Here is an 18,455-nt window from a genome sequence, read left to right on the forward strand (position 1 = left end):
GAATATCCGTCCCTTCTAGTTGCAAATATAAATTATAGGATGAAGCCGTATAATATAGTGGCGACGATAGCCATCGTCAGACCCACGAGACTTTCATAAGGAATCAGTGACATCCGGTCCTTAATGTTCATCTTAACGGAATCTGCGGTCACGTGGAAGAAGTTACCATGTGGCAGATGGTCAATAACTGTAGCCCCGGTGTGCACCATAATTGCTGCATTTAGCGGCGCTGTGCCCATCGAAAGAATAGCGGGACCAAATGATCCGGCAGCCACGATAGAAGCCGTAGAGGTTGATGCTGTAGCAGCCGCCATCAGGATTCCTGCAATTGGAGCAAGGAACGTTCCGGAAATTCCCATAGCCGTTATTGCATCTACAACAGTAGCGCTCAGATCCGATTTCGAGATAATACCAGCGATAGCACCAGCACCAATCAGGATAATGGCTGTACCTGTCATTTTATTTAACCCTGAGGTTGTAAAAGAAATGATGTTCTTCGTTTGTTTCATAGCAATCAATCCAATAATGCCGGCAAGAGGCAAGATGATCATAGAATCGACTTTAAATGATTTCAGCAATTCGATATTTAGTATATTTCCGATTGGGTTAATGGCTAGAAGCAAAATAGCGACAACTGGAGCGACGATAGCACGGCCAAAGCTAGGTTTAACCTTAGTGCTGTCTTCCTCTTTAGTTACAACGTCGCACTCTGCAATTTTCACACCTTTGTTGACCAACAGATTAGCAATAATAACAGTGACAATCAGACCCGCAACGGCTGGGATGAATCCATGAATCATGACCTGAGCCAAATCTACATCAAAGCCTTTAGCTACGGCAATGGTGTTCGGGTTCGGTGAAATAATGTTACCGGCTTTACCGCCACCGACCAGTGCGAGCAGCAAAGCGGTTTTGGAAATGCCGATCTTCTTACCTACGGACAAAGCGATTGGAGCGACAATAATGATAGCGACTGTGATGAATACGCCCACTGCTGTAATTATCATAGTAGCCAGCGCTATAGATAATAACGCTTTCTTTTCACCAAGCTTATCTACTATGGTCTCGGCCATTCGTTCGGCTGCCCCTGATTCAATCAATACCCCGGCCAGCACACCAGCTGCGAGAACACGTACAACTGCACCCATAACACTATTCGTTCCGTCGATGACATATTGTACTGTCTCTGCAATGGATGCCCCGCCTAATATCCCTCCGGCAATCGCGCCTAAAAAGAGTGCGTAGACCGGGTTAACCTTTTTGAAAATCAATACGACGGCCAGAATCAATCCCGCAATCGCGCCCATCCAGTTAATTACTGTGCCTTCCATCTCTAGTTGCCCCCTAGTATAAGAATTTGACACTATACAGTGTGTAATTTGATAACGCTTTCTAAACTGAGTATACTGCGCTTACAAACCCAATAATATTGACGGGACAACCTATTTTTTTGTGCATATGCACAAGCTCTGAGCATGAGAAAAAGACCAAGCTTAGGTTTCAGCACACCAGAGCTTGGTCTTTTAACATGAATTAGACGTATTAAGAAACTTGAGTTTCTTTCGTTAGAATAGGGGCAGCAGGATCTTCTGCCAGAACATTATCCTTTGTCTTCGAGAGGAAGATATTCAGCACAATCGCTGTAAGGGAACCGGATACGATACCGTTTTGCAGCAGCATCCGGGCGAATTCAGGCAATTGATCGAACATCGCAGGTACAGTTGCCGAACCCAAACCAACAGCGATACTACAAGCGGCAATCAGCAGATTACCATCCTTACGCAGATCTACCTCTGACAGAATCGACATCCCGGAAACAGCAACCGATCCGAACATCACGATCATCGCTCCACCCAGTACGGCATTGGGAATAACCGTTGTCAGAGCCGCCAATTTAGGCAGTAATCCAAGCACAACCATAATCCCGCCGGCTGCAAAAATAACATTCCGGGTTTTGACCCGAGTCAGCGAGACCAGACCTACATTTTGCGAAAATGCTGTGTACGGAAATGCATTAAAGATCCCGCCCAGCATAATCGCCAAACCTTCCGAACGCAGCCCGTTTACGATCTGCTTTTGTTCCACTTTCTGATCCGTTACTTTACCAATCGCAAAGTAAACGCCTGTGGACTCCACCATACTAACAATATTAACAATGATCATAGTGAAAATAGCCGTAAGATTGAACTGAGGCCATCCGAAGTAGAAAGGCTGTGCAACACTTACCCAAGAGGCTTCACCTACTGTAGAGAAACTAACAATGCCCATTCCATAAGCAATAATTGTACCCACTAAAAGACCTATCAAGACAGAGACCGAGCGAAGAAATCCTGTAGTAAAACGGTTAACCGCTAAAATGACCAGCAGCGTGATCAGTGCAAGCAACAAATTGCGGGGATTCCCAAAATCAGCGCTGCCTTCTCCGCCAGCTACGCTATTCATAGCTACAGGAATAAGAGATAACCCAATAATGGTCACGACTGAGCCCGTTACTATCGTTGGGAAAAACCTCAGCAGCTTCCCGTAAAGGGGGGCCGCCAGTACCACGAATAGACCAGATAAAATAATTGCTCCGTACACCGTTGCCAAATTGTTGGCACTGCCGATAGCGATAATCGGCCCTACTGCCGTAAAGGTACATCCAAGAATAACCGGCAGCCTGCTGCCAAAATACTTAGTGCCCATAATCTGCAGCAAAGTAGCTAACCCGCAAGTAAACAAATCAGCTGCGATAAGATAGGCCATTTGGGTGGCATTCAGGTTCAGCGCGTTTCCTACGATCAGCGGAACAACAACTGCTCCGGCATACATCGCCAGTACATGCTGAAATCCTAACGCAAATACTTTTTTCTTGCTTAACATCTCGCACTCTCCTTGATTGGCTCTTTTGAACTTTCATTATCAATGAAGTGAACTTCACCTGGTGACATAGATGTGATCCGGGCTAAAGCATGGACTTCTATCCCTCTATCCTCGAGTAGACTCCGGCCTTCTTGGAAGCATTTTTCAATCACACAACCAACGCCAAGGAGCTCAGCGCCAGCCTCTTGCACGATATCAACCAATCCAACAAGAGCAGCACCAGTAGCCAAAAAGTCATCTACAATAAGCACCTTATCGCTTGGTCCGATATATTTTTGCGAGACACTAACCATATAATCCTCTTTGCGTGTAAAAGAATGTACCGGCGCGGAATAGACCGCTTCAGATAAGGTCACTGCTTTCTTTTTCTTCGCATATACAAACGGTACGCCTAAGGCGATGGCCGTAGCCATGGCGAATTGAATGCCACTTGCTTCAATAGTGATGATCTTAGTGATAGGTAAATGTCCAAACAACCGCTTGAACTCCTGTCCAATTTGTAAGGCAAGCTCCGTATCCACCTGATGATTCAGAAATGAATCTACCTTTAGTACCGTATCTGATAAAATAAGACCCTCTTGTCTGATGCGCTCTTGAAGTACCTTCATAGTAAACTTGATCTCTCCTTCTGAATTAAAAACAAAAAAAGGACAAATCCCTTGAGTCGTTTCTCTCAAGTGAATTTGTCCTTCTGGGTTTTTGTCCCTTAGTGGTGTAACACTGCATAGTGTCCGCATCGCTCGGTCCAGTCCTTCCATAGTCAGGAAGCGGAACCCTAGATGCGCTATTTCACTCATAGTCGGATAATTACAGTGGTTATCCGGTAGAAACTTATGGGCCATATTCCCAAGATTATATGAGTTGACAAGCAAATATAAGGATAATGTATAATGTGAAACTTATATTTTTATAAATGTTCGATATGAATACCTTGTATATCTTACACGCTCTGTCTGGTGCTTACAAGCAAAATTTTAAGCAATTTGCATGCCATTTTCAGGTTATTTTCACGAAATTCAATTGTTTACATTTAGTAGTTGTTACTCCAATATCTTCTGCGCTGTTTCTTGGGTCGTTACAAGTACATTCATATAACCGCCATTTAGCGCACCACGGATCCCTGTAACCTTCTCAAGTGACTCCGCTACACCAATCGAATACCGAGCTTGCTTGATCTGCTCCAGCTCAATAGTCAGCGTTCGATCCGATATTCCGGTATGCACGGGAATCCCGTTGCCATCATAGAATCGTGAACAGATATCACCAGCGACCTTTCCATTCTCCAGCTCAGCAATCACTGCATCACCATAAAATCCGCGCCACGCCTCTTCCCCTTTCATTTCCGGTGATCCGATGCCGAACACAGCGATATCCAGATGGTCCCACGCCTTGGCAATGGTCTGATAATACTGCGAATTCATCAGTTGATCTCTAGTTTCCTTTTGCTCCGTGATCGCTGGAACATCAATCATTAACGAGCGCGCACCCCATTTCAGGGCAGCTTGATAGCAGATGTTATTTACATGGTACCCGCTCTCCATCTTTCCTGATGGGCCGCCGACCGTAGGTACACAGGTTACAAAAGGTCTCTGGGCTTGTGTTAGGCTTTCTACAACGGCAGCTAAGCTGCTTCCCCAAGAAAACCCAATCGTATCTTTCGGCTGAAGCACTTGCTCGAGCCATCTCGCACAGGCTTGTCCTATAGCTTTGCGTTTAATCGTACTGGACTGTGCAGGGTCTACCTCCACAACAATGGCTTCCCGTAGCCCGAACCGCTCCTTCAGCTCCTGCTCCAATGTAAAATGATCGCCAGTATCGTAATTAATAGTTATTGTAACGATACCTTCTTCACGTACCCTCTTTAGCATCCTGCTGATGGTGGTACGATATATACCAAGTTTGCTAGAGATTTCACTCTGCGTTAAATTCTGTTCATAATACATTTGTGCTATTTTAATGAGCAGCTTCTTATCTTCTTTTCGATCCATGTTACAACGCCCCCGCTATATTCAACAGTTTGACGGATTTAGAACCCCCCGCTATACTGTAGACGATTGTTTTGCACATTTATCATTATATTGCACAAATGTGCTTAATATCAAAACTTTTATGGAGATGAATGGTTCAGATGGAATCAAGGTTATCTCTAAATAAAAACAAACAATCCAAACAGGTGAGGTGCTGGAAATGAATCCCTTAAAGTGGGCAATTGTAGGTCCGGGAAGTATAGCTGCCGAATTTGCGGCTGCGCTGAATGAAACGGGGGAAACATTGTATGCGGTTGGATCGCGGAGCTTAGAGAAAGCACAACAATTCGCTAATCAATATGGAGCCACGAAAGCTTATGGCAGTTACAGTGAAATGCTGCAAGATCCCGCAATTGATGTAGTGTACATCTCTACGCCACATAGCAATCATTATGAATACATCATTGAAAGCTTACAGAATAACAAACATGTTCTCTGCGAAAAAGCAATCACGGTGAACAGCAAACAACTTCAAGAAGTCACCCGACTCGCCGCTGAAAAGGATCTGGTTGTGGCCGAAGCTATGAGCATCTACCATATGCCACTGTATAAGAAACTGCGGCAGCTCATTGATGACGGCATCATCGGGCGCCTCAAAATGGTGCAGGTCTCCTTTGGCAGCCATAAAGAATATGATGTGAACAACCGTTTCTTCAGCAAAGATCTGGCGGGCGGAGCACTGCTGGATATTGGGACGTATGCGTTGTCCTTCACAAGATTCTTCCTGTCCAAACAGCCCCATGAGATTCTTACTACAGTAAAACGATTCGAGACAGGAGTGGACGAGCAATCCGGCATTATTCTTAACAATGCTGCAGATGAAATGGCGGTAATCTCCCTTACAATGCGCTCTAAAATGCCTAAACGGGGTGTGGTTGCAGGAGAACTCGGATTTATTACCGTAGACAATTTCCCGCGGGCCAGCAAAGCCACCATTCAGTATTTGGATGGCACAGTAGAGACGATTGAAGCTGGAGATACAGCCAAAGCTTTGCAATACGAGATTGAAGATATGCAGCGGTATATTGCAGATAAAAACCATAAAGAGACCCTCAACCTCTCCTTGGATGTCATGGACATTATGAGCAATGTCCGGGAGCAATGGGGAATCAAATATAGCTTTGAATAAATAAACCGTTTAGTAGGCAGTAAACTTAGGCAAATGATTGTTTTTCGAGGTATACCGCCCGTATTCATCACGTATTCCCCTCATCTGCATTAATGTTAATGAAGTCAAAGTATGGGAGAGTGAATATGGGTGTCCTATAAAAGAGACCGGATCGTTGTCATTATTCAAAAAGGAAAACGGCGCATAATTACAAGGACCCCACTCCACGGAGTGGACAGATTAGTCTTTGTCATCAACAATCAATATACGAACGCCCCCAACACTACACAAATTGCAAGCGGTGCAGGACGCAGCAGCGCAAGCGGCAATAATGCCGCCATTGCTTCTCCCTATACACGCCAACAACAAAGTGTCGGCGCAGGCGGTGATGCGACTAACCTAGGCAGTGGGGGCAACAAACGCGGCAAAGCTAAGCCCCTCTTATTATATCCGTATCGCAAAGAAGTTGTGGTCGTTATCAATAGCCAGACGGTTAAACTGCCTAAACGGAGCCAGAATGCCTCCGCAACTCAGGTAGCAAGCGGAGGCGGAACGTTCAGCACCGGTGGAACAAACTCCGCTATAGAAAGCCCAGGAACAAGACAGCAGCAGGCGGTTGGTGGAGGATCGGGTGGGCACGCCACTAACAAAGGCACAACTAAACGGCGCCACCTCAAACAACGGTCTAGTTAATCCTATTGGGACTATATAACAAGCATAGCAAAAAAGCATGGGCAAACCTGACGAGATCAGGGTGCCCATGCTTTTTGCGGTTTGGCGAGTTGCGCTATAGGTACTTTTTAGTACCTATAGCACTTTAAAGTACGTACTATACTAAATGGACAGATCTCTTCATAATAGCACTTACCGGCCGGTGATTAACACAGCGTAGGAGTGAAAGAAATGTCCTTAGATAAAAAAAGAAGCACCTTGGCGCTCTTAGCTCTAGCCATTAGTGCCTTTGCCATTGGTACCACTGAGTTTATCAGTGTGGGGCTGCTGCCTCTAATCGCCACGGATCTGCATATACCGGTAACCACAGCCGGGTTGACCGTTACTTTATACGCTTTAGGAGTAACTTTTGGCGCACCCATCTTAACGTCGCTAACCACGTCGATATCGCGCAAAACCTTACTGCTAAGCATTATGATCGTCTTTATTATCGGCAATAGTCTTGCGGCGGCTGCGGACGGGATTACATTGCTGTTAATCGCGAGAGTAATTTCCGCACTGGCCCATGGCTTGTTCATGTCGATTGCTTCGACCATTGCCGCCGACCTCGTGCCTGAGGATCGTAAGGCCAGTGCCATTGCCATCATGTTCACAGGACTTACAGTAGCTACTGTTACTGGCGTTCCGCTAGGTACGTTCCTTGGCCAACAACTCGGCTGGCGTGCTGCATTTGTTGCTATTATTGCTATCGGGCTTATAGCACTCATCGGCAATCTGATCCTTGTTCCTTCATCCGGGCTGCGCAAAGGTACCCACACACCCCTTCGTGAGCAAGTTAAGCTGGTCACCAATGGGCGTTTACTGCTTGCCTTCGCGATTACAGCTTTGGGCTATGGGGGCACATTTGTAGTCTTTACTTATTTATCGCCCCTTCTGCATGAGATCAGCGGCTTCAAAGAGAATACAGTCGCCGTAATCTTGCTTGTATACGGCATTGCGATTGCCATCGGGAACGTGATTGGAGGTAAAGCCGCCAACCGCAAACCGATGAATGCTCTATTCTATATGTTTGCAGTCCAAGCTGTCGTCTTATTTGTCTTAGCTTTTACCGCACCTTATAAGGTTGCCGCACTGATTACGATCTTCTTTATGGGACTGTTAGCTTTCATGAACGTGCCCGGCTTGCAAGTACATGTTGTTACGCTTGCAGATCGATATGCGCCAAGTGCACGAGATGTAGCTTCTGCATTAAATATTGCTGCTTTTAACGCTGGTATTGCCATTGGTGCGTACCTTGGCGGCATCGTCACAGATCATATGGGACTGATTCATACCACTTGGGTAGGTGCAATCATGGTTCTGTCCGCAGTATTACTGACGGCATGGAGCCGTGCTCTGGAGAAGAAAGATGAGGCTCCTCTCCAGACTAAAGCTGCTTAAACAGCAGTCCATTAACAACCCAAACAAACTTTTAAATATCTTAGGAGGTTACTTTATTATGGCTCAACATCTACAGGATACAACTACATTACACAACGGTGTAAATATGCCTTGGCTAGGGCTTGGCGTATTTAAAGTAGAAGAAGGCGCAGAACTGATACAAGCGATCAAGTCCGCTATTAAACACGGTTACCGCAGCATTGACACTGCCGCAATTTATGAGAATGAAACAGGCGTGGGACAAGCCATCCAAGAGGCTCTACAAGAGAACAACTTGTCCAGAGAAGAGCTTTTCGTAACCTCAAAGGTCTGGACCGCAGATATGGGCTACGAAGAGACCATCGCCGCCTACGAGACTAGCTTAGCTAAACTCGGACTTGAATACCTGGATTTGTACCTTATCCACTGGCCTGTAAAAGGAAAATATAAAGAGTCTTGGAGAGCGCTTGAAACGTTGTATAAAGAGGGCCGGGTAAAAGCCATTGGGGTCAGCAACTTCCAGATTCACCATCTTGAAGATGTACTGAAGGATGCTGAGATTAAGCCTATGGTCAATCAAGTTGAATTACATCCTTATTTGAATCAGCAAGCGCTGCTAGACTTCTGCAAAGAGCAAGGAATCCAATTAGAAGCTTGGTCTCCATTAATGCAAGGTCAATTGTTCGATCAGCCTGTACTGAAAAAAATTGCCGCCAAACATGGCAAATCCGTCGCTCAAGTTATTGTCCGTTGGGACCTGCAACGTGGGATTATCACTATTCCTAAGTCTACTAAAGAACACCGGATCATCGAAAATGTAGACGTGTTTGATTTCAATTTATCTGACGAGGATATGACTCTAATTAACTCTCTCAACCAAGATCAACGGGTAGGTCCAGACCCAGATCATTTTGATTTCTAAGGGCTTACGCACCTTGCACTAACACTATAAGCACCGGCAACACGAGAAACGAAGCAAGCGTCGTCCACAAAATACATTTGGATACCAGCTCCGGTGAGGCATTAAAGCGCTCGGCTAACACTACGGCGTTGACGGCAACTGGCATAGAAGCCAAAATTAGCAGCACAGAGAACAAGGTCCCGGTAATTTGCAGGATCGATAATCCGAGGTAAGCCACTAGCGGCGCTAAGATTAATCGAATCGACATCCCTGTCCAAAAAGTAGACTGGCCCTTGCGTGCGGATGGCATGGTTCTCACTTTAACCATCTGTGCGCCAAGGATCGCTAGTACCACCGGCGAATATCCTCCAGCTACCAAGGCAACCCCTGTAGCCACCTCTGTAGGCAAATGCAGGCCAAAGATGCGGAGAAGAAGGGCCAACAGAGCTGCGTAAATGGCAGGAAGCGAAAAGACAGATTTTACTGCATTTTTTACCGAGAACTGAGATCTTGCTGCAAAATAAACGCCTATCGTATTCACGATAATCATCTGTCCGATCACATATACAGAGGCCTTATCGAGACCAAGCTGTCCGAAAGCTAGCAACACCAGCGGAAGTCCATAATTCACGCTATTCGTAAACGTTGAAATCAAGGTCAGACCGGATACTTCGGATGGATCTAGCTTCAATAATTTGCCCACTATATTCGCAATCGCCCATAAGAAGATTAGATTTAGAAGCGAAAAGGCGAGCGTCCTATAAATATCATTCATGGATATCTCGGCAGTAGCCAATGTATTTAAAATAATTGCCGGCGTTAAAAAGTATAGATAAAGCGTCAATAACGGCTTCGTATCCAGATTCTTAAACCGCCCAAGCAGCGCACCCACGATCACAGGAATGGACAAAGGCACGATGACTTGGTATAACGTCGATAACACACTTTGGATCATGAATAGAACTCCTCTGCTGTAGTTTACTTCAAACTATAAGCGCAACAGCGCAGAACGTCTAAGATATGAAATCAATATACCTCATAGCCAAAACCTATCATGCCAACAAAAAAAGCTCCCAGCCCTTACAAAGGGTTGAGAGCTTTTCGGTATATTGTTACATCATTTTGATCTCAAGCAACTCATATTTAATGATGCCCATTGGTGCATTTACACTAACAATATCGCCGACCTTTTTACCCAGCAATTCCTTGCCTAGCGGGCTTTCATAGGAAATCTTGTTATTAAGAACATCTGCCTCAGCAGCTCCAACAATTCTATATTCGATCTTCTCCGAATATTCGATGTCATTCAGAATAACAATACAACCCATACTAACCTTTGACAGATCCATTTGGCTCTCATCCACGATCTTGGCTTTGGTCAACATTTTCTCCAGAATCATAATACGAGTCTCCATGAACGATTGATCGTCCTTGGCCGAATGGTACTCACTATTTTCCTTCAAGTCTCCATAGCTGATCGCCAATTTAAGCCGTGCCGCCAATTCCTTACGCCCTGCGCCTTTCAATTCCTTCAGCTCTTCCTCTAATTGAGCCAACCCTTCTTTGGTCAAGAACACTTCTTCATTAGACATGTATACAACTCCTATTTAGATAATTTACAGCTTGAACATATAAATGCTTATATTTTAAAAAAATCCCTGCCACAATTGAACATTGGGCAAGGAGGTCAATGCTGCTTAATTATTCTGGCAAATGCTCTTTACAAAAAAGGAGTAACGCTTCTTCCTCGTCCTCTTCCATATCGAAATCGAGCAGTTGACCTGAAGTTGTCTCCTGTAGATCATAACTTACGATGCTGACTTGATCTTCATCCACCTTAATAATCGCTCTAGCGGATACTCCGTTCTCTACATACAGCTCATCATCCTCTGGAACGTCCAGTTGAACGACAAATTCATACCGTTTACCGGTTAGTATACCGAAAGGATCTTTTACATTCTCCACATTGTAGCCCGTAAATGTCAACATAACTCAATCAACCTCTTTTCCTAATACCTGCCACGTCATTGTATCACAAAAAGTAACATATTGTTGTCGAGGTAGTCCATCAAGCCATGGCTTTGGATTTCTTGATTTGTTTGCTTCGCAGCTGTCCGCAGGCAGCATCAATATCCACACCATGCTCCAGACGAGTGCTTACGCTGACACCCTGCTTCTTCAAGGTATCAAAAAAGGCCCGCACCGTCTCCCGCTCGCTTCTTTGATATTGGCTGTGTTCATCCACCGGGTTATAAGGAATCAAATTCACATTGACGAGCGGGCGTCGATCGCCAATCAGCTCGGCCAGTTCAAGCGCATGCTCTCTGCCGTCGTTTACATCCTTCATCAGAATGTATTCCAGCGTAATTCTCCGCTTGGTTTTCTCCAAATAATAATCTATAGACTCCATTAGCTTCTCTATTGGAATGGCCTTGTTAATCTTCATGATCTGCGTCCGCAGTTCATTATTAGGGGCATGCAAAGAAACCGCCAGGTTCACCTGCGTATTCGCATCCGCAAATTCAACGATTTTGTTAGCCAATCCGCTCGTTGATACGGTAATCCCTCTACCCGCAATTGCTAGTCCCTTGTGATCTTTGACAATCGCCAGGAAATCGAGAAGGTTCTTGAAGTTATCGAATGGCTCGCCAATGCCCATCACTACGACGTGACTGACCTTTTGATCCAGGTTCGCCGCATCCAGATGCTGCTGGACCTTCATAATCTGCTCCACAATCTCTCCGCTGGAGAGATCCCGGCTCTTCGCCAACAGCCCACTTGCACAGAAGCTGCAGCCGATATTGCAGCCCACTTGCGTGGTTACACATACAGACAAGCCGTATTTCTGTCTCATAAGCACTGTCTCGATCAGGTTGCCATCCTTTAGGCGGAACAGGAACTTAATCGTTCCATCCGCAGATTCCTGCTTCACATGTTCTTCCAAGGTATGAATGACAAAATTCTGCTCTAATAATTCTACACAATCTTTATTTACATCGAGCATTTCCGAAAAGTCTGTAATCCGCTTCCGATAAAGCCAATCCCAGACCTGCGTAGCCCGAAACTTTTTATGTCCACGTTCTAACAGCCATGCCGCCAGTTGATCAAAAGTTAATCCATAAATGGATTCTATATTCATTCGTTATCCTCTTTTCAAAACGTTAAAGTTCAGACCATCACTACTCATTGTCTCAAATTTTTTTTATTAAAACAAGGGGAGTTATTGGGTTGTGTCGAAGTTTACACCATTAAAGTCTGTTCTATGAACATGTATCTAAGGAGCGATGGAATCATATGGGTTCAACAAGAATAAAAGCAATCAGTCTCACCCTTCTAGCTGCCGTTCTAATCCTTGGCGGTTTTTTAGTGTATATTACCCTCACTGACTACAAACCACAGGAGATTACTACCCTTACTGTAAACAATAATCCGCAGCAAGTACTGAAGCAGGGAGAGTCCTTCTCGGTAACCACCTTTAATATTGGCTACGCCGGGTTGGATAAAGGCCAAGATTTCTTTATGGATGGCGGAACAAAGTCACGCTCAAGCAGTAGAGAACAAACGAAGATAAACCTTGAGGCCGTAGCGTCCCTAATGACAGCTACAGACTCGGACCTGTTCATGCTGCAGGAGGTCGACATCGATTCTTCCCGTAGCAACGGTATAGATGAAGTCTCTTACTTGTGGAATAAGTTCGCTGATTACAGCAATGTTTTCGCGACCAACTACAAGGTACCTTGGGTACCGCTTCCAGTTCTTGATCCGATGGGCTCGGTGAACAGCGGTTTATTAACTTTATCCCGTTTTAACAGCACAAGTAATATTAGATATGATCTCCCGGGCAAAGAAACCTGGCCTCGCCAACAGTTTGATCTCGATCGTGCTTTTGTGGAGAGCAGATTGCCCGTTGATAACGGAAAAGAACTGATTCTGATCAATCTTCATTTATCAGCTTTTGACCAAGGCGGAACGATTCGTAAACAGCAGTTGGAGTATTTATCGGCTTATATCAAGAAGGAGAATAACAAAGGGAATTACCTCATCTTAGGGGGAGATTGGAACCATTCCCTTCCGGGTACAGCTCCTGATGCTTTCGAGACAACGCAGGATTGGCCGCAATGGCTGCAAGAATTCCCTGAACATTTTCAACAGGGCTTTCAGTGGGCTGTAGATGCCAAGGTACCCTCCGTCCGGACGCTCGATGTTGCCTATACAGAAGGTGTGAATTTCCGCGCAGTGATTGATGGCTTTCTAGTCTCACCAAACGTCAGCATAAGCGGCGTACAGGGTCATGAGTTATCCTTCGAACACAGTGATCACAACCCTGTAACAGCCACTTTTATTCTGCAATAACATGGATTCTCTGATTCTATTTAAACACAACAAATTTCAGGTTTTTCTCTTGAAAATACTTAATGATAGCAGGCAAAGCTTCTACAGTAATCTTCTTTTCGTGAAATAGATAGACTCCGCCGGACGGATCGGCATGATGAACATATTGAAGAATATCCTCTGGGTTCTTGACGTTCCAATCCTCGGGATCACGATTCCACAATAATACCTTCATCTGCTGTTCCGTCACCTTGGCGGTTAACTTGTCATTGATCGCCCCATATGGCGGCCGAAAAATAGTAATCGGCGATTGTGTAATTTGCTCCAGCGCCTGATTAGTCTTCGCCAAGTTATTCCGGTTCTCCTCAACGCTATTAGCAGTCATTTTGCTATGATCCCACGAATGACTCCCAACCGACATCTTATGCTCATTAGCATACCTAACGGCTTCCGCATTATGAGCTACCTTATTCCCAATGAATAAAAAGGTGGCAGCCACCTTATGTTCTACTAGAATATCTACGATCTCTTTCGTATACTTTGACGGTCCATCATCAAATGACAAGGCAACATAACCCTTTGGCAAGCTATACAAAAATTCATTCTCGGGTAATTCATACTTCTCGTACGGCAATGTCTGTTCCTGAGGAGGGGCCGAAGGTTCTGGTGTAGGCTCGGCTTGCTGGTTATGAACCGATATCGTCTGCGCAAGGGTAACGAACGGCACCGAAAGTAATGGCTCAGAGTCGGCCCCTAATACGGGTTCCTCCAGCGCTTCAGCACTATCTACGAGTTGTCCATCCATTCGCAGAGGTAACACAAATATCAAACAAGCGAACATGAGACACAGCAGTGCAACCAGTCCAATTCGTTTGGTCTTCTTTCTGCTTATCCTATGCCCTGGTTCTGTAGAGGGAAGCATGGTCTGAACTACCCTCTCCTCTTCTGCTTGAGGATAGTCCTGCTGCTTTAATTGAAGAAGTTGGTTTACATAATTTTCAGAACAGGCAAAATACAATGTTTCGCTGTAAGCTCTGTTCATTATAATCAGCGTGCTGTAGTAACTATTCCGAAACGGATCCCACTTCGGATACAGCGACAATCTCATTCTCCCTCCGGAAAAGGGACCTAGCGCCTTCAATTGTTCGTATGTAAATTCATCTATGGTGAGCTTGCTTCTTGCGTACCCAACATTACGGGTTAGACCTACCTCAATCTGATAACCGGCCTGTTCATGCTCAAGCGACAGTAACTCAATCATTAGAATGGTGTCCGGTTCCTTAGATGCCATGAATCCTATGTATCTCCGTTTCCATCATTTCGATCCGTCAGACTACTGCCACTCCCAAAAGGAACCGTCATCCGATTGGTGAAATCGCTGATCATACCCGAGAGATACGCCTTTTCTTGGCGAATCGTATCGTACTTTTGTTTTAAATGTGCATTCTCAATCTCAACCCGTCCGATTTTCTCTTCCAGATCATTCATCTTTTTAAGTTTCTCTGCATGGGCTTCGTTATGTTTTTGAATCAGATTTACATATTTTTGCTGCTCCAGCTCAATGGTACTCTTTAATTCCTCGATCTCAGCTGTGAGCGCAGTTTGAAGCTCGCGGTAATCCTCCAGCACTTGATCGACCTTCAAATTTCTCTCAATCAACTTATGCTCAAGCTCGCGGACATTCTTTTCTCTTTCCTCAATGACCTTATTAAGGTTTTTCATATCCCGGTTTAATCGCTCCACATGACTGCTGGAATGGGTCAACCGATCCTGAAGCTCATTAATATTGGTCTCCGCATGTTGTCTGGCCTGAATAATCTGCTCCACGGAGAAGATCAAATCGAGTGATTTTTTATCAAGCTGAGCTTTGCCTGTCGTAACCAATCCAGCTAAAGTCTCGTCCGAGGTCTTTTCTTCTATTTCTTCGACCTGATCATCTAATAACTGTACCTTTTGAACCATATCCGACTTGGATTGCTTATCCACTGAATCTTTCTTTTTAAAAAAGGGGGAAATCATCGATTTTATCACCTCAATTATAAAAAAATGTCAAAAAATGTCGAGTGCCCACGAGTCTATTATAGTTTACTTATCTTGTATGTAAGTGAGCCTTTATATCTAACTTTCTGAAATGCACCTAAAGACCTATTTTCTTCTGCAAAATAAAAAAAGCACCCCTTCGGGTGCTTTGATTTCAATTGAATTTATCGGGAAATTGTTTGATCAATCCCTCGGTTAAAATATCTGCGAACATGATCATATGCTCCAGCCCTTTATCAAATGCGACAATTTCGGCATCCCAATCCTTTTTAACTCTAGCCGTCACGTCATCAGTAATCAATTCCAGATGTTCATGAAGCATTTCCTTTAATTGTTCATAAGAATATTTGGGATTCTGACTACTAAGGAACTTGGCAATGTCATCGGCGTTGGTATACCACTCTTTATTGTATTTTTCCACATCGGCCTGATTTCCAGCCTTCGCAGCATCTAGGACTTTTCCGGCAATAAGAATATGCTCCCGCAATAATTGAGCTACCTTATCTCCAACTGCCTCACCGTAATACGGTTTAAAGGCATCCCCTATGTCCTGCTGATTCTGTAACAGCCTTGCCAGTACCTTCTCCTTATCCTCGGAATCTGCAAAGGCGCTAACAATGTAGTTTTTTGTCCATACCACATGATCGATCCATAACTTCCTAAGATTATCCTTAAGCTCAATTACGGAAGGGGTTAAGCATTGCTTGTGGGAGCTCTTTTTCTCTTTAGCTGCTGCAGCATCAGCAATTGTAGGTGTAACACTTACAACCAGAAACATACACAATAAGGTTAGCTTCAACATCAAATTCTTATTTTTCAATATGACCTATCTCCTTGTGAACAGTAATGGATTTGAATATCTTGTATATTGTGCACCTTTACTTCCATTTCATTCACACAGCTGATCTCAGAACACAAAAAAAGCACCATCACGTGGACGGCGCCTGAGTCTAACTATTATCTAAACATCACTTTGTCTACATTGTATTTAGATTTCAGTTCATTAATGATATAGGTTTCGTAGATCTCTCTATGAACTGGACTTTCGATTAAACATACATCAATTCTGGTGACCTCGTCCCGATGTTGCTTGATGTCAGATACGGTGTCTTCAAAATGTTTTTTAATTCTTGGTCTTAACTTTCTCGCTTTACCTACAAACAACAACTCATCCTGATCATTGTAGAACATAAAGATACCGCCGTAATCTCTCGGAATCAGGTGAAAATCAGTAAATCCGTAAATATTGCTTAACTGCGGGTTAATTTGTTTAGTAATACTAACATCCGCTTTGGGAATCGTTATGTTGATCATTAGCTCACGTCCTCTTTCTATATAGGAGTAAATAGTATCATAAATCGCTAAGTAAGACCATTCAATCTGGCGCAGTCAAATAAATACAATAAAAGCAAGTTCGATTGATCTAATGGAAATATTACTAAAAAATATGGCATTATTCAAAACCTTCCTGCCCAAGGGTTGCGGTCTTAGACAGGAGAGAATTATAAATAAAATAGAGGCGTTTGCATCATGATATATAGATATTTGTCATCTAGGAGGATTTGATTCATGGCAGTAACAGACCGGCAAAAAATAGTAGATAGTGTCCCGCAAAAGGGTTTCTTCGGACATCCTAAGGGACTTTTCACCCTTTTCTTCACAGAATTTTGGGAGCGTTTCTCTTATTATGGCATGCGAGCTATCCTTGTCTACTACATGTATTATGAAGTGAGCCAAGGCGGTCTCGGATTACCTGAAGATATGGCACTTTCTATTATGTCTATCTATGGATCGCTTGTATATATGTCAGGGATCATCGGAGGCTGGCTTGCAGATCGGCTTCTCGGGACTTCGAGGGCTGTTTTCTACGGCGGCGTTTTAATCATGTTCGGGCATATACTACTGGCTATTCCAGGCAATACCACATTGTTTTTTGCTTCGATGGTTTTAATCGTACTCGGAACGGGTCTACTGAAACCCAATGTTTCAAGTATTGTCGGCGAAATTTATAGCGAGCAGGATAACCGCCGTGACGCTGCCTTCAGCATTTTTTATATGGGCATCAACCTGGGAGGATTTCTCTCCCCACTAATTGTTGGTGCAGTAGGCATGAATAATTTCCATCTAGGTTTCTCGATTGCCGCAGTCGGAATGTTTATTGGACTAGTCGTTTATATTATGACTCGCACAAAAAATCTGGGTCTGGCCGGTACGATTGTACACAACCCTATTCCTGCAGATCAGAAGAAAAAAATCTTTACTTGGATTGGTGTAGGATTAGTTGTACTTGCGATTTTGATTACGATCGGCATTCTTACCGGAGTGCTTACCTTTGAAACATTAATAAAAATAGTAGGGGTATTAGGCTTACTTATTCCTACGATGTATTTCATTATGATGTACCGCAGTCCCAAAACAACAGCCGTTGAACGGTCAAGAATTCTCGCATACATTCCTTTATTTATCGCATCGATTATGTTCTGGGCGATTCAAGAGCAGACTTCCACAGTTCTAGCTAGTTTTGCCGATAAACGGACCCAATTGGATTTTGCAGGCTTACACATTTCTCCTGCTTGGTTCCAATCGCTTAACCCGCTGTTTATTATCACTCTTGCACCTATATTTGCCTGGTTGTGGTTAAAGCTCGGTAACCGTCAACCCTCGATTCCGCAAAAGTTTTCGCTTGGTTTATTGTTTGCAGGTTTATCCTTCCTGGTGATTCTAGTACCTGCTTATTTCGGTGGAGCTAATTCACTTGTGAATCCATTATGGCTGGTACTCAGCTATTTTATCATCGTAATCGGGGAGTTATGCTTGTCCCCTGTGGGTTTATCAGCAACGACCAAACTGGCACCGGCGGCTTTTACCGCTCAAATGATGAGTATGTGGTTCTTATCGAATGCCGCTGCCCAAGCAATTAATGCTCAGATTGTGAAGTTCTATACCCCGGATACCGAAATGATGTACTTTGGAGTAATTGGTGGAGTGGCCCTTATCCTTGCGCTTATCCTCTTCCTATTCTCTTCCAAAATTCAGACTTTCATGAAAGGGATACATTAAACACACCCAAAGGCTGCCCGAGATTCTCTCGGCA

Annotated in this window: 18 protein-coding genes and 1 riboswitch; of the genes, 6 read left to right on the forward strand and 12 right to left on the reverse strand. The window is 44.2% G+C overall.

Annotated features, from left to right (window positions below):
* Positions 1-32: 32 nt before the first annotated feature.
* From MKZ16_RS31430 to MKZ16_RS31445, 4 genes are all read right to left on the reverse strand, one after another.
* Positions 33-1,331: an SLC13 family permease gene (locus tag MKZ16_RS31430; RefSeq protein WP_076105083.1), complete on the reverse strand. Its 1,299-nt coding sequence runs from the start codon at positions 1,329-1,331 to the stop codon at positions 33-35.
* Positions 1,332-1,542: 211 nt separating this feature from the next.
* A complete protein-coding gene (locus tag MKZ16_RS31435) occupies positions 1,543-2,862 on the reverse strand; it encodes a nucleobase:cation symporter-2 family protein (protein ID WP_076105084.1) in 1,320 nt (439 codons plus the stop codon).
* On the reverse strand, positions 2,856-3,470 hold the full coding sequence (locus tag MKZ16_RS31440) for a xanthine phosphoribosyltransferase (RefSeq protein ID WP_076099816.1): 615 nt from the start codon (positions 3,468-3,470) through the stop codon (positions 2,856-2,858). The genes MKZ16_RS31435 and MKZ16_RS31440 overlap by 7 nt, the downstream gene beginning before the upstream one ends.
* Positions 3,471-3,638: 168 nt before the next feature.
* Positions 3,639-3,742: riboswitch (purine riboswitch) on the reverse strand.
* Positions 3,743-3,902: 160 nt separating this feature from the next.
* On the reverse strand, positions 3,903-4,850 hold the full coding sequence (locus tag MKZ16_RS31445) for a sugar-binding transcriptional regulator (protein WP_076105085.1): 948 nt from the start codon (positions 4,848-4,850) through the stop codon (positions 3,903-3,905).
* A gap of 199 nt (positions 4,851-5,049) precedes the next feature.
* Here MKZ16_RS31445 and MKZ16_RS31450 point away from each other — a divergent pair, with 199 nt between their 5' ends.
* The 4 genes from MKZ16_RS31450 to MKZ16_RS31465 all read left to right on the forward strand — a co-directional run bounded on the left by MKZ16_RS31450 (position 5,050) and on the right by MKZ16_RS31465 (position 9,010).
* Positions 5,050-6,018, forward strand: a complete 969-nt coding sequence (locus MKZ16_RS31450; RefSeq protein ID WP_076105086.1) for a Gfo/Idh/MocA family oxidoreductase — start codon at positions 5,050-5,052, stop codon at positions 6,016-6,018.
* 159 nt (positions 6,019-6,177) lie between these two features.
* Positions 6,178-6,690 (forward strand): hypothetical protein, encoded by a 513-nt coding sequence (locus MKZ16_RS31455; protein ID WP_256715493.1) that lies wholly within the window; start codon positions 6,178-6,180, stop codon positions 6,688-6,690.
* Between the two features lie 210 nt (positions 6,691-6,900).
* Entirely contained in the window at positions 6,901-8,109 is a 1,209-nt protein-coding gene (locus MKZ16_RS31460; RefSeq protein WP_076105088.1) for an MFS transporter, read from the forward strand.
* Between the two features lie 58 nt (positions 8,110-8,167).
* On the forward strand, positions 8,168-9,010 hold the full coding sequence (locus MKZ16_RS31465) for an aldo/keto reductase (protein WP_076105089.1): 843 nt from the start codon (positions 8,168-8,170) through the stop codon (positions 9,008-9,010).
* A 4-nt stretch (positions 9,011-9,014) separates the two neighbouring features.
* On the opposite strand, the gene MKZ16_RS31470 is transcribed toward MKZ16_RS31465, so the two are convergent.
* From MKZ16_RS31470 to rlmN, 4 genes are all read right to left on the reverse strand, one after another.
* Positions 9,015-9,944, reverse strand: a complete 930-nt coding sequence (locus tag MKZ16_RS31470; RefSeq protein WP_038573789.1) for an AEC family transporter — start codon at positions 9,942-9,944, stop codon at positions 9,015-9,017.
* Positions 9,945-10,101: 157 nt separating this feature from the next.
* The gene (gene greA, locus MKZ16_RS31475; protein ID WP_036682220.1) at positions 10,102-10,581 is read right to left on the reverse strand and encodes a transcription elongation factor GreA; all 480 of its coding nucleotides are present in this window, start codon (positions 10,579-10,581) and stop codon (positions 10,102-10,104) included.
* A gap of 109 nt (positions 10,582-10,690) precedes the next feature.
* Complete coding sequence (locus MKZ16_RS31480; RefSeq protein WP_036682221.1) at positions 10,691-10,978, reverse strand: DUF6509 family protein; 288 nt, start codon at positions 10,976-10,978, stop codon at positions 10,691-10,693.
* Positions 10,979-11,057: 79 nt separating this feature from the next.
* Positions 11,058-12,128 carry a 23S rRNA (adenine(2503)-C(2))-methyltransferase RlmN gene (gene rlmN, locus MKZ16_RS31485; protein WP_036682223.1) on the reverse strand — a complete coding sequence of 357 codons (1,071 nt, stop codon included), beginning with the start codon at positions 12,126-12,128 and terminating at the stop codon, positions 11,058-11,060.
* 155 nt (positions 12,129-12,283) lie between these two features.
* On the opposite strand from rlmN, the gene MKZ16_RS31490 reads away from it, so the two are divergent.
* Complete coding sequence (locus tag MKZ16_RS31490; RefSeq protein WP_076105090.1) at positions 12,284-13,342, forward strand: endonuclease/exonuclease/phosphatase family protein; 1,059 nt, start codon at positions 12,284-12,286, stop codon at positions 13,340-13,342.
* Between the two features lie 16 nt (positions 13,343-13,358).
* Here MKZ16_RS31490 and MKZ16_RS31495 read toward each other — a convergent pair whose 3' ends face one another.
* The 4 genes from MKZ16_RS31495 to MKZ16_RS31510 form a co-directional block, all read right to left on the reverse strand.
* Complete coding sequence (locus tag MKZ16_RS31495; protein WP_036682226.1) at positions 13,359-14,612, reverse strand: polysaccharide deacetylase family protein; 1,254 nt, start codon at positions 14,610-14,612, stop codon at positions 13,359-13,361.
* Between the two features lie 5 nt (positions 14,613-14,617).
* Positions 14,618-15,307, reverse strand: coding sequence for a hypothetical protein (locus MKZ16_RS31500; protein ID WP_244886407.1), 690 nt, complete (start codon positions 15,305-15,307; stop codon positions 14,618-14,620).
* Positions 15,308-15,515: 208 nt separating this feature from the next.
* Positions 15,516-16,181: a glycosyltransferase gene (locus tag MKZ16_RS31505; protein ID WP_235219468.1), complete on the reverse strand. Its 666-nt coding sequence runs from the start codon at positions 16,179-16,181 to the stop codon at positions 15,516-15,518.
* 137 nt (positions 16,182-16,318) lie between these two features.
* Positions 16,319-16,675 carry a nucleotide excision repair endonuclease gene (locus MKZ16_RS31510; RefSeq protein ID WP_036682230.1) on the reverse strand — a complete coding sequence of 119 codons (357 nt, stop codon included), beginning with the start codon at positions 16,673-16,675 and terminating at the stop codon, positions 16,319-16,321.
* Between the two features lie 255 nt (positions 16,676-16,930).
* Here MKZ16_RS31510 and MKZ16_RS31515 point away from each other — a divergent pair, with 255 nt between their 5' ends.
* The gene (locus MKZ16_RS31515; protein WP_036682231.1) at positions 16,931-18,421 is read left to right on the forward strand and encodes a peptide MFS transporter; all 1,491 of its coding nucleotides are present in this window, start codon (positions 16,931-16,933) and stop codon (positions 18,419-18,421) included.
* The last annotated feature ends 34 nt before the right edge of the window (positions 18,422-18,455 follow it).

Source organism: Paenibacillus sp. FSL R5-0928, from assembly GCF_037970385.1.
Lineage (GTDB): Bacteria > Bacillota > Bacilli > Paenibacillales > Paenibacillaceae > Paenibacillus_AQ > Paenibacillus_AQ odorifer.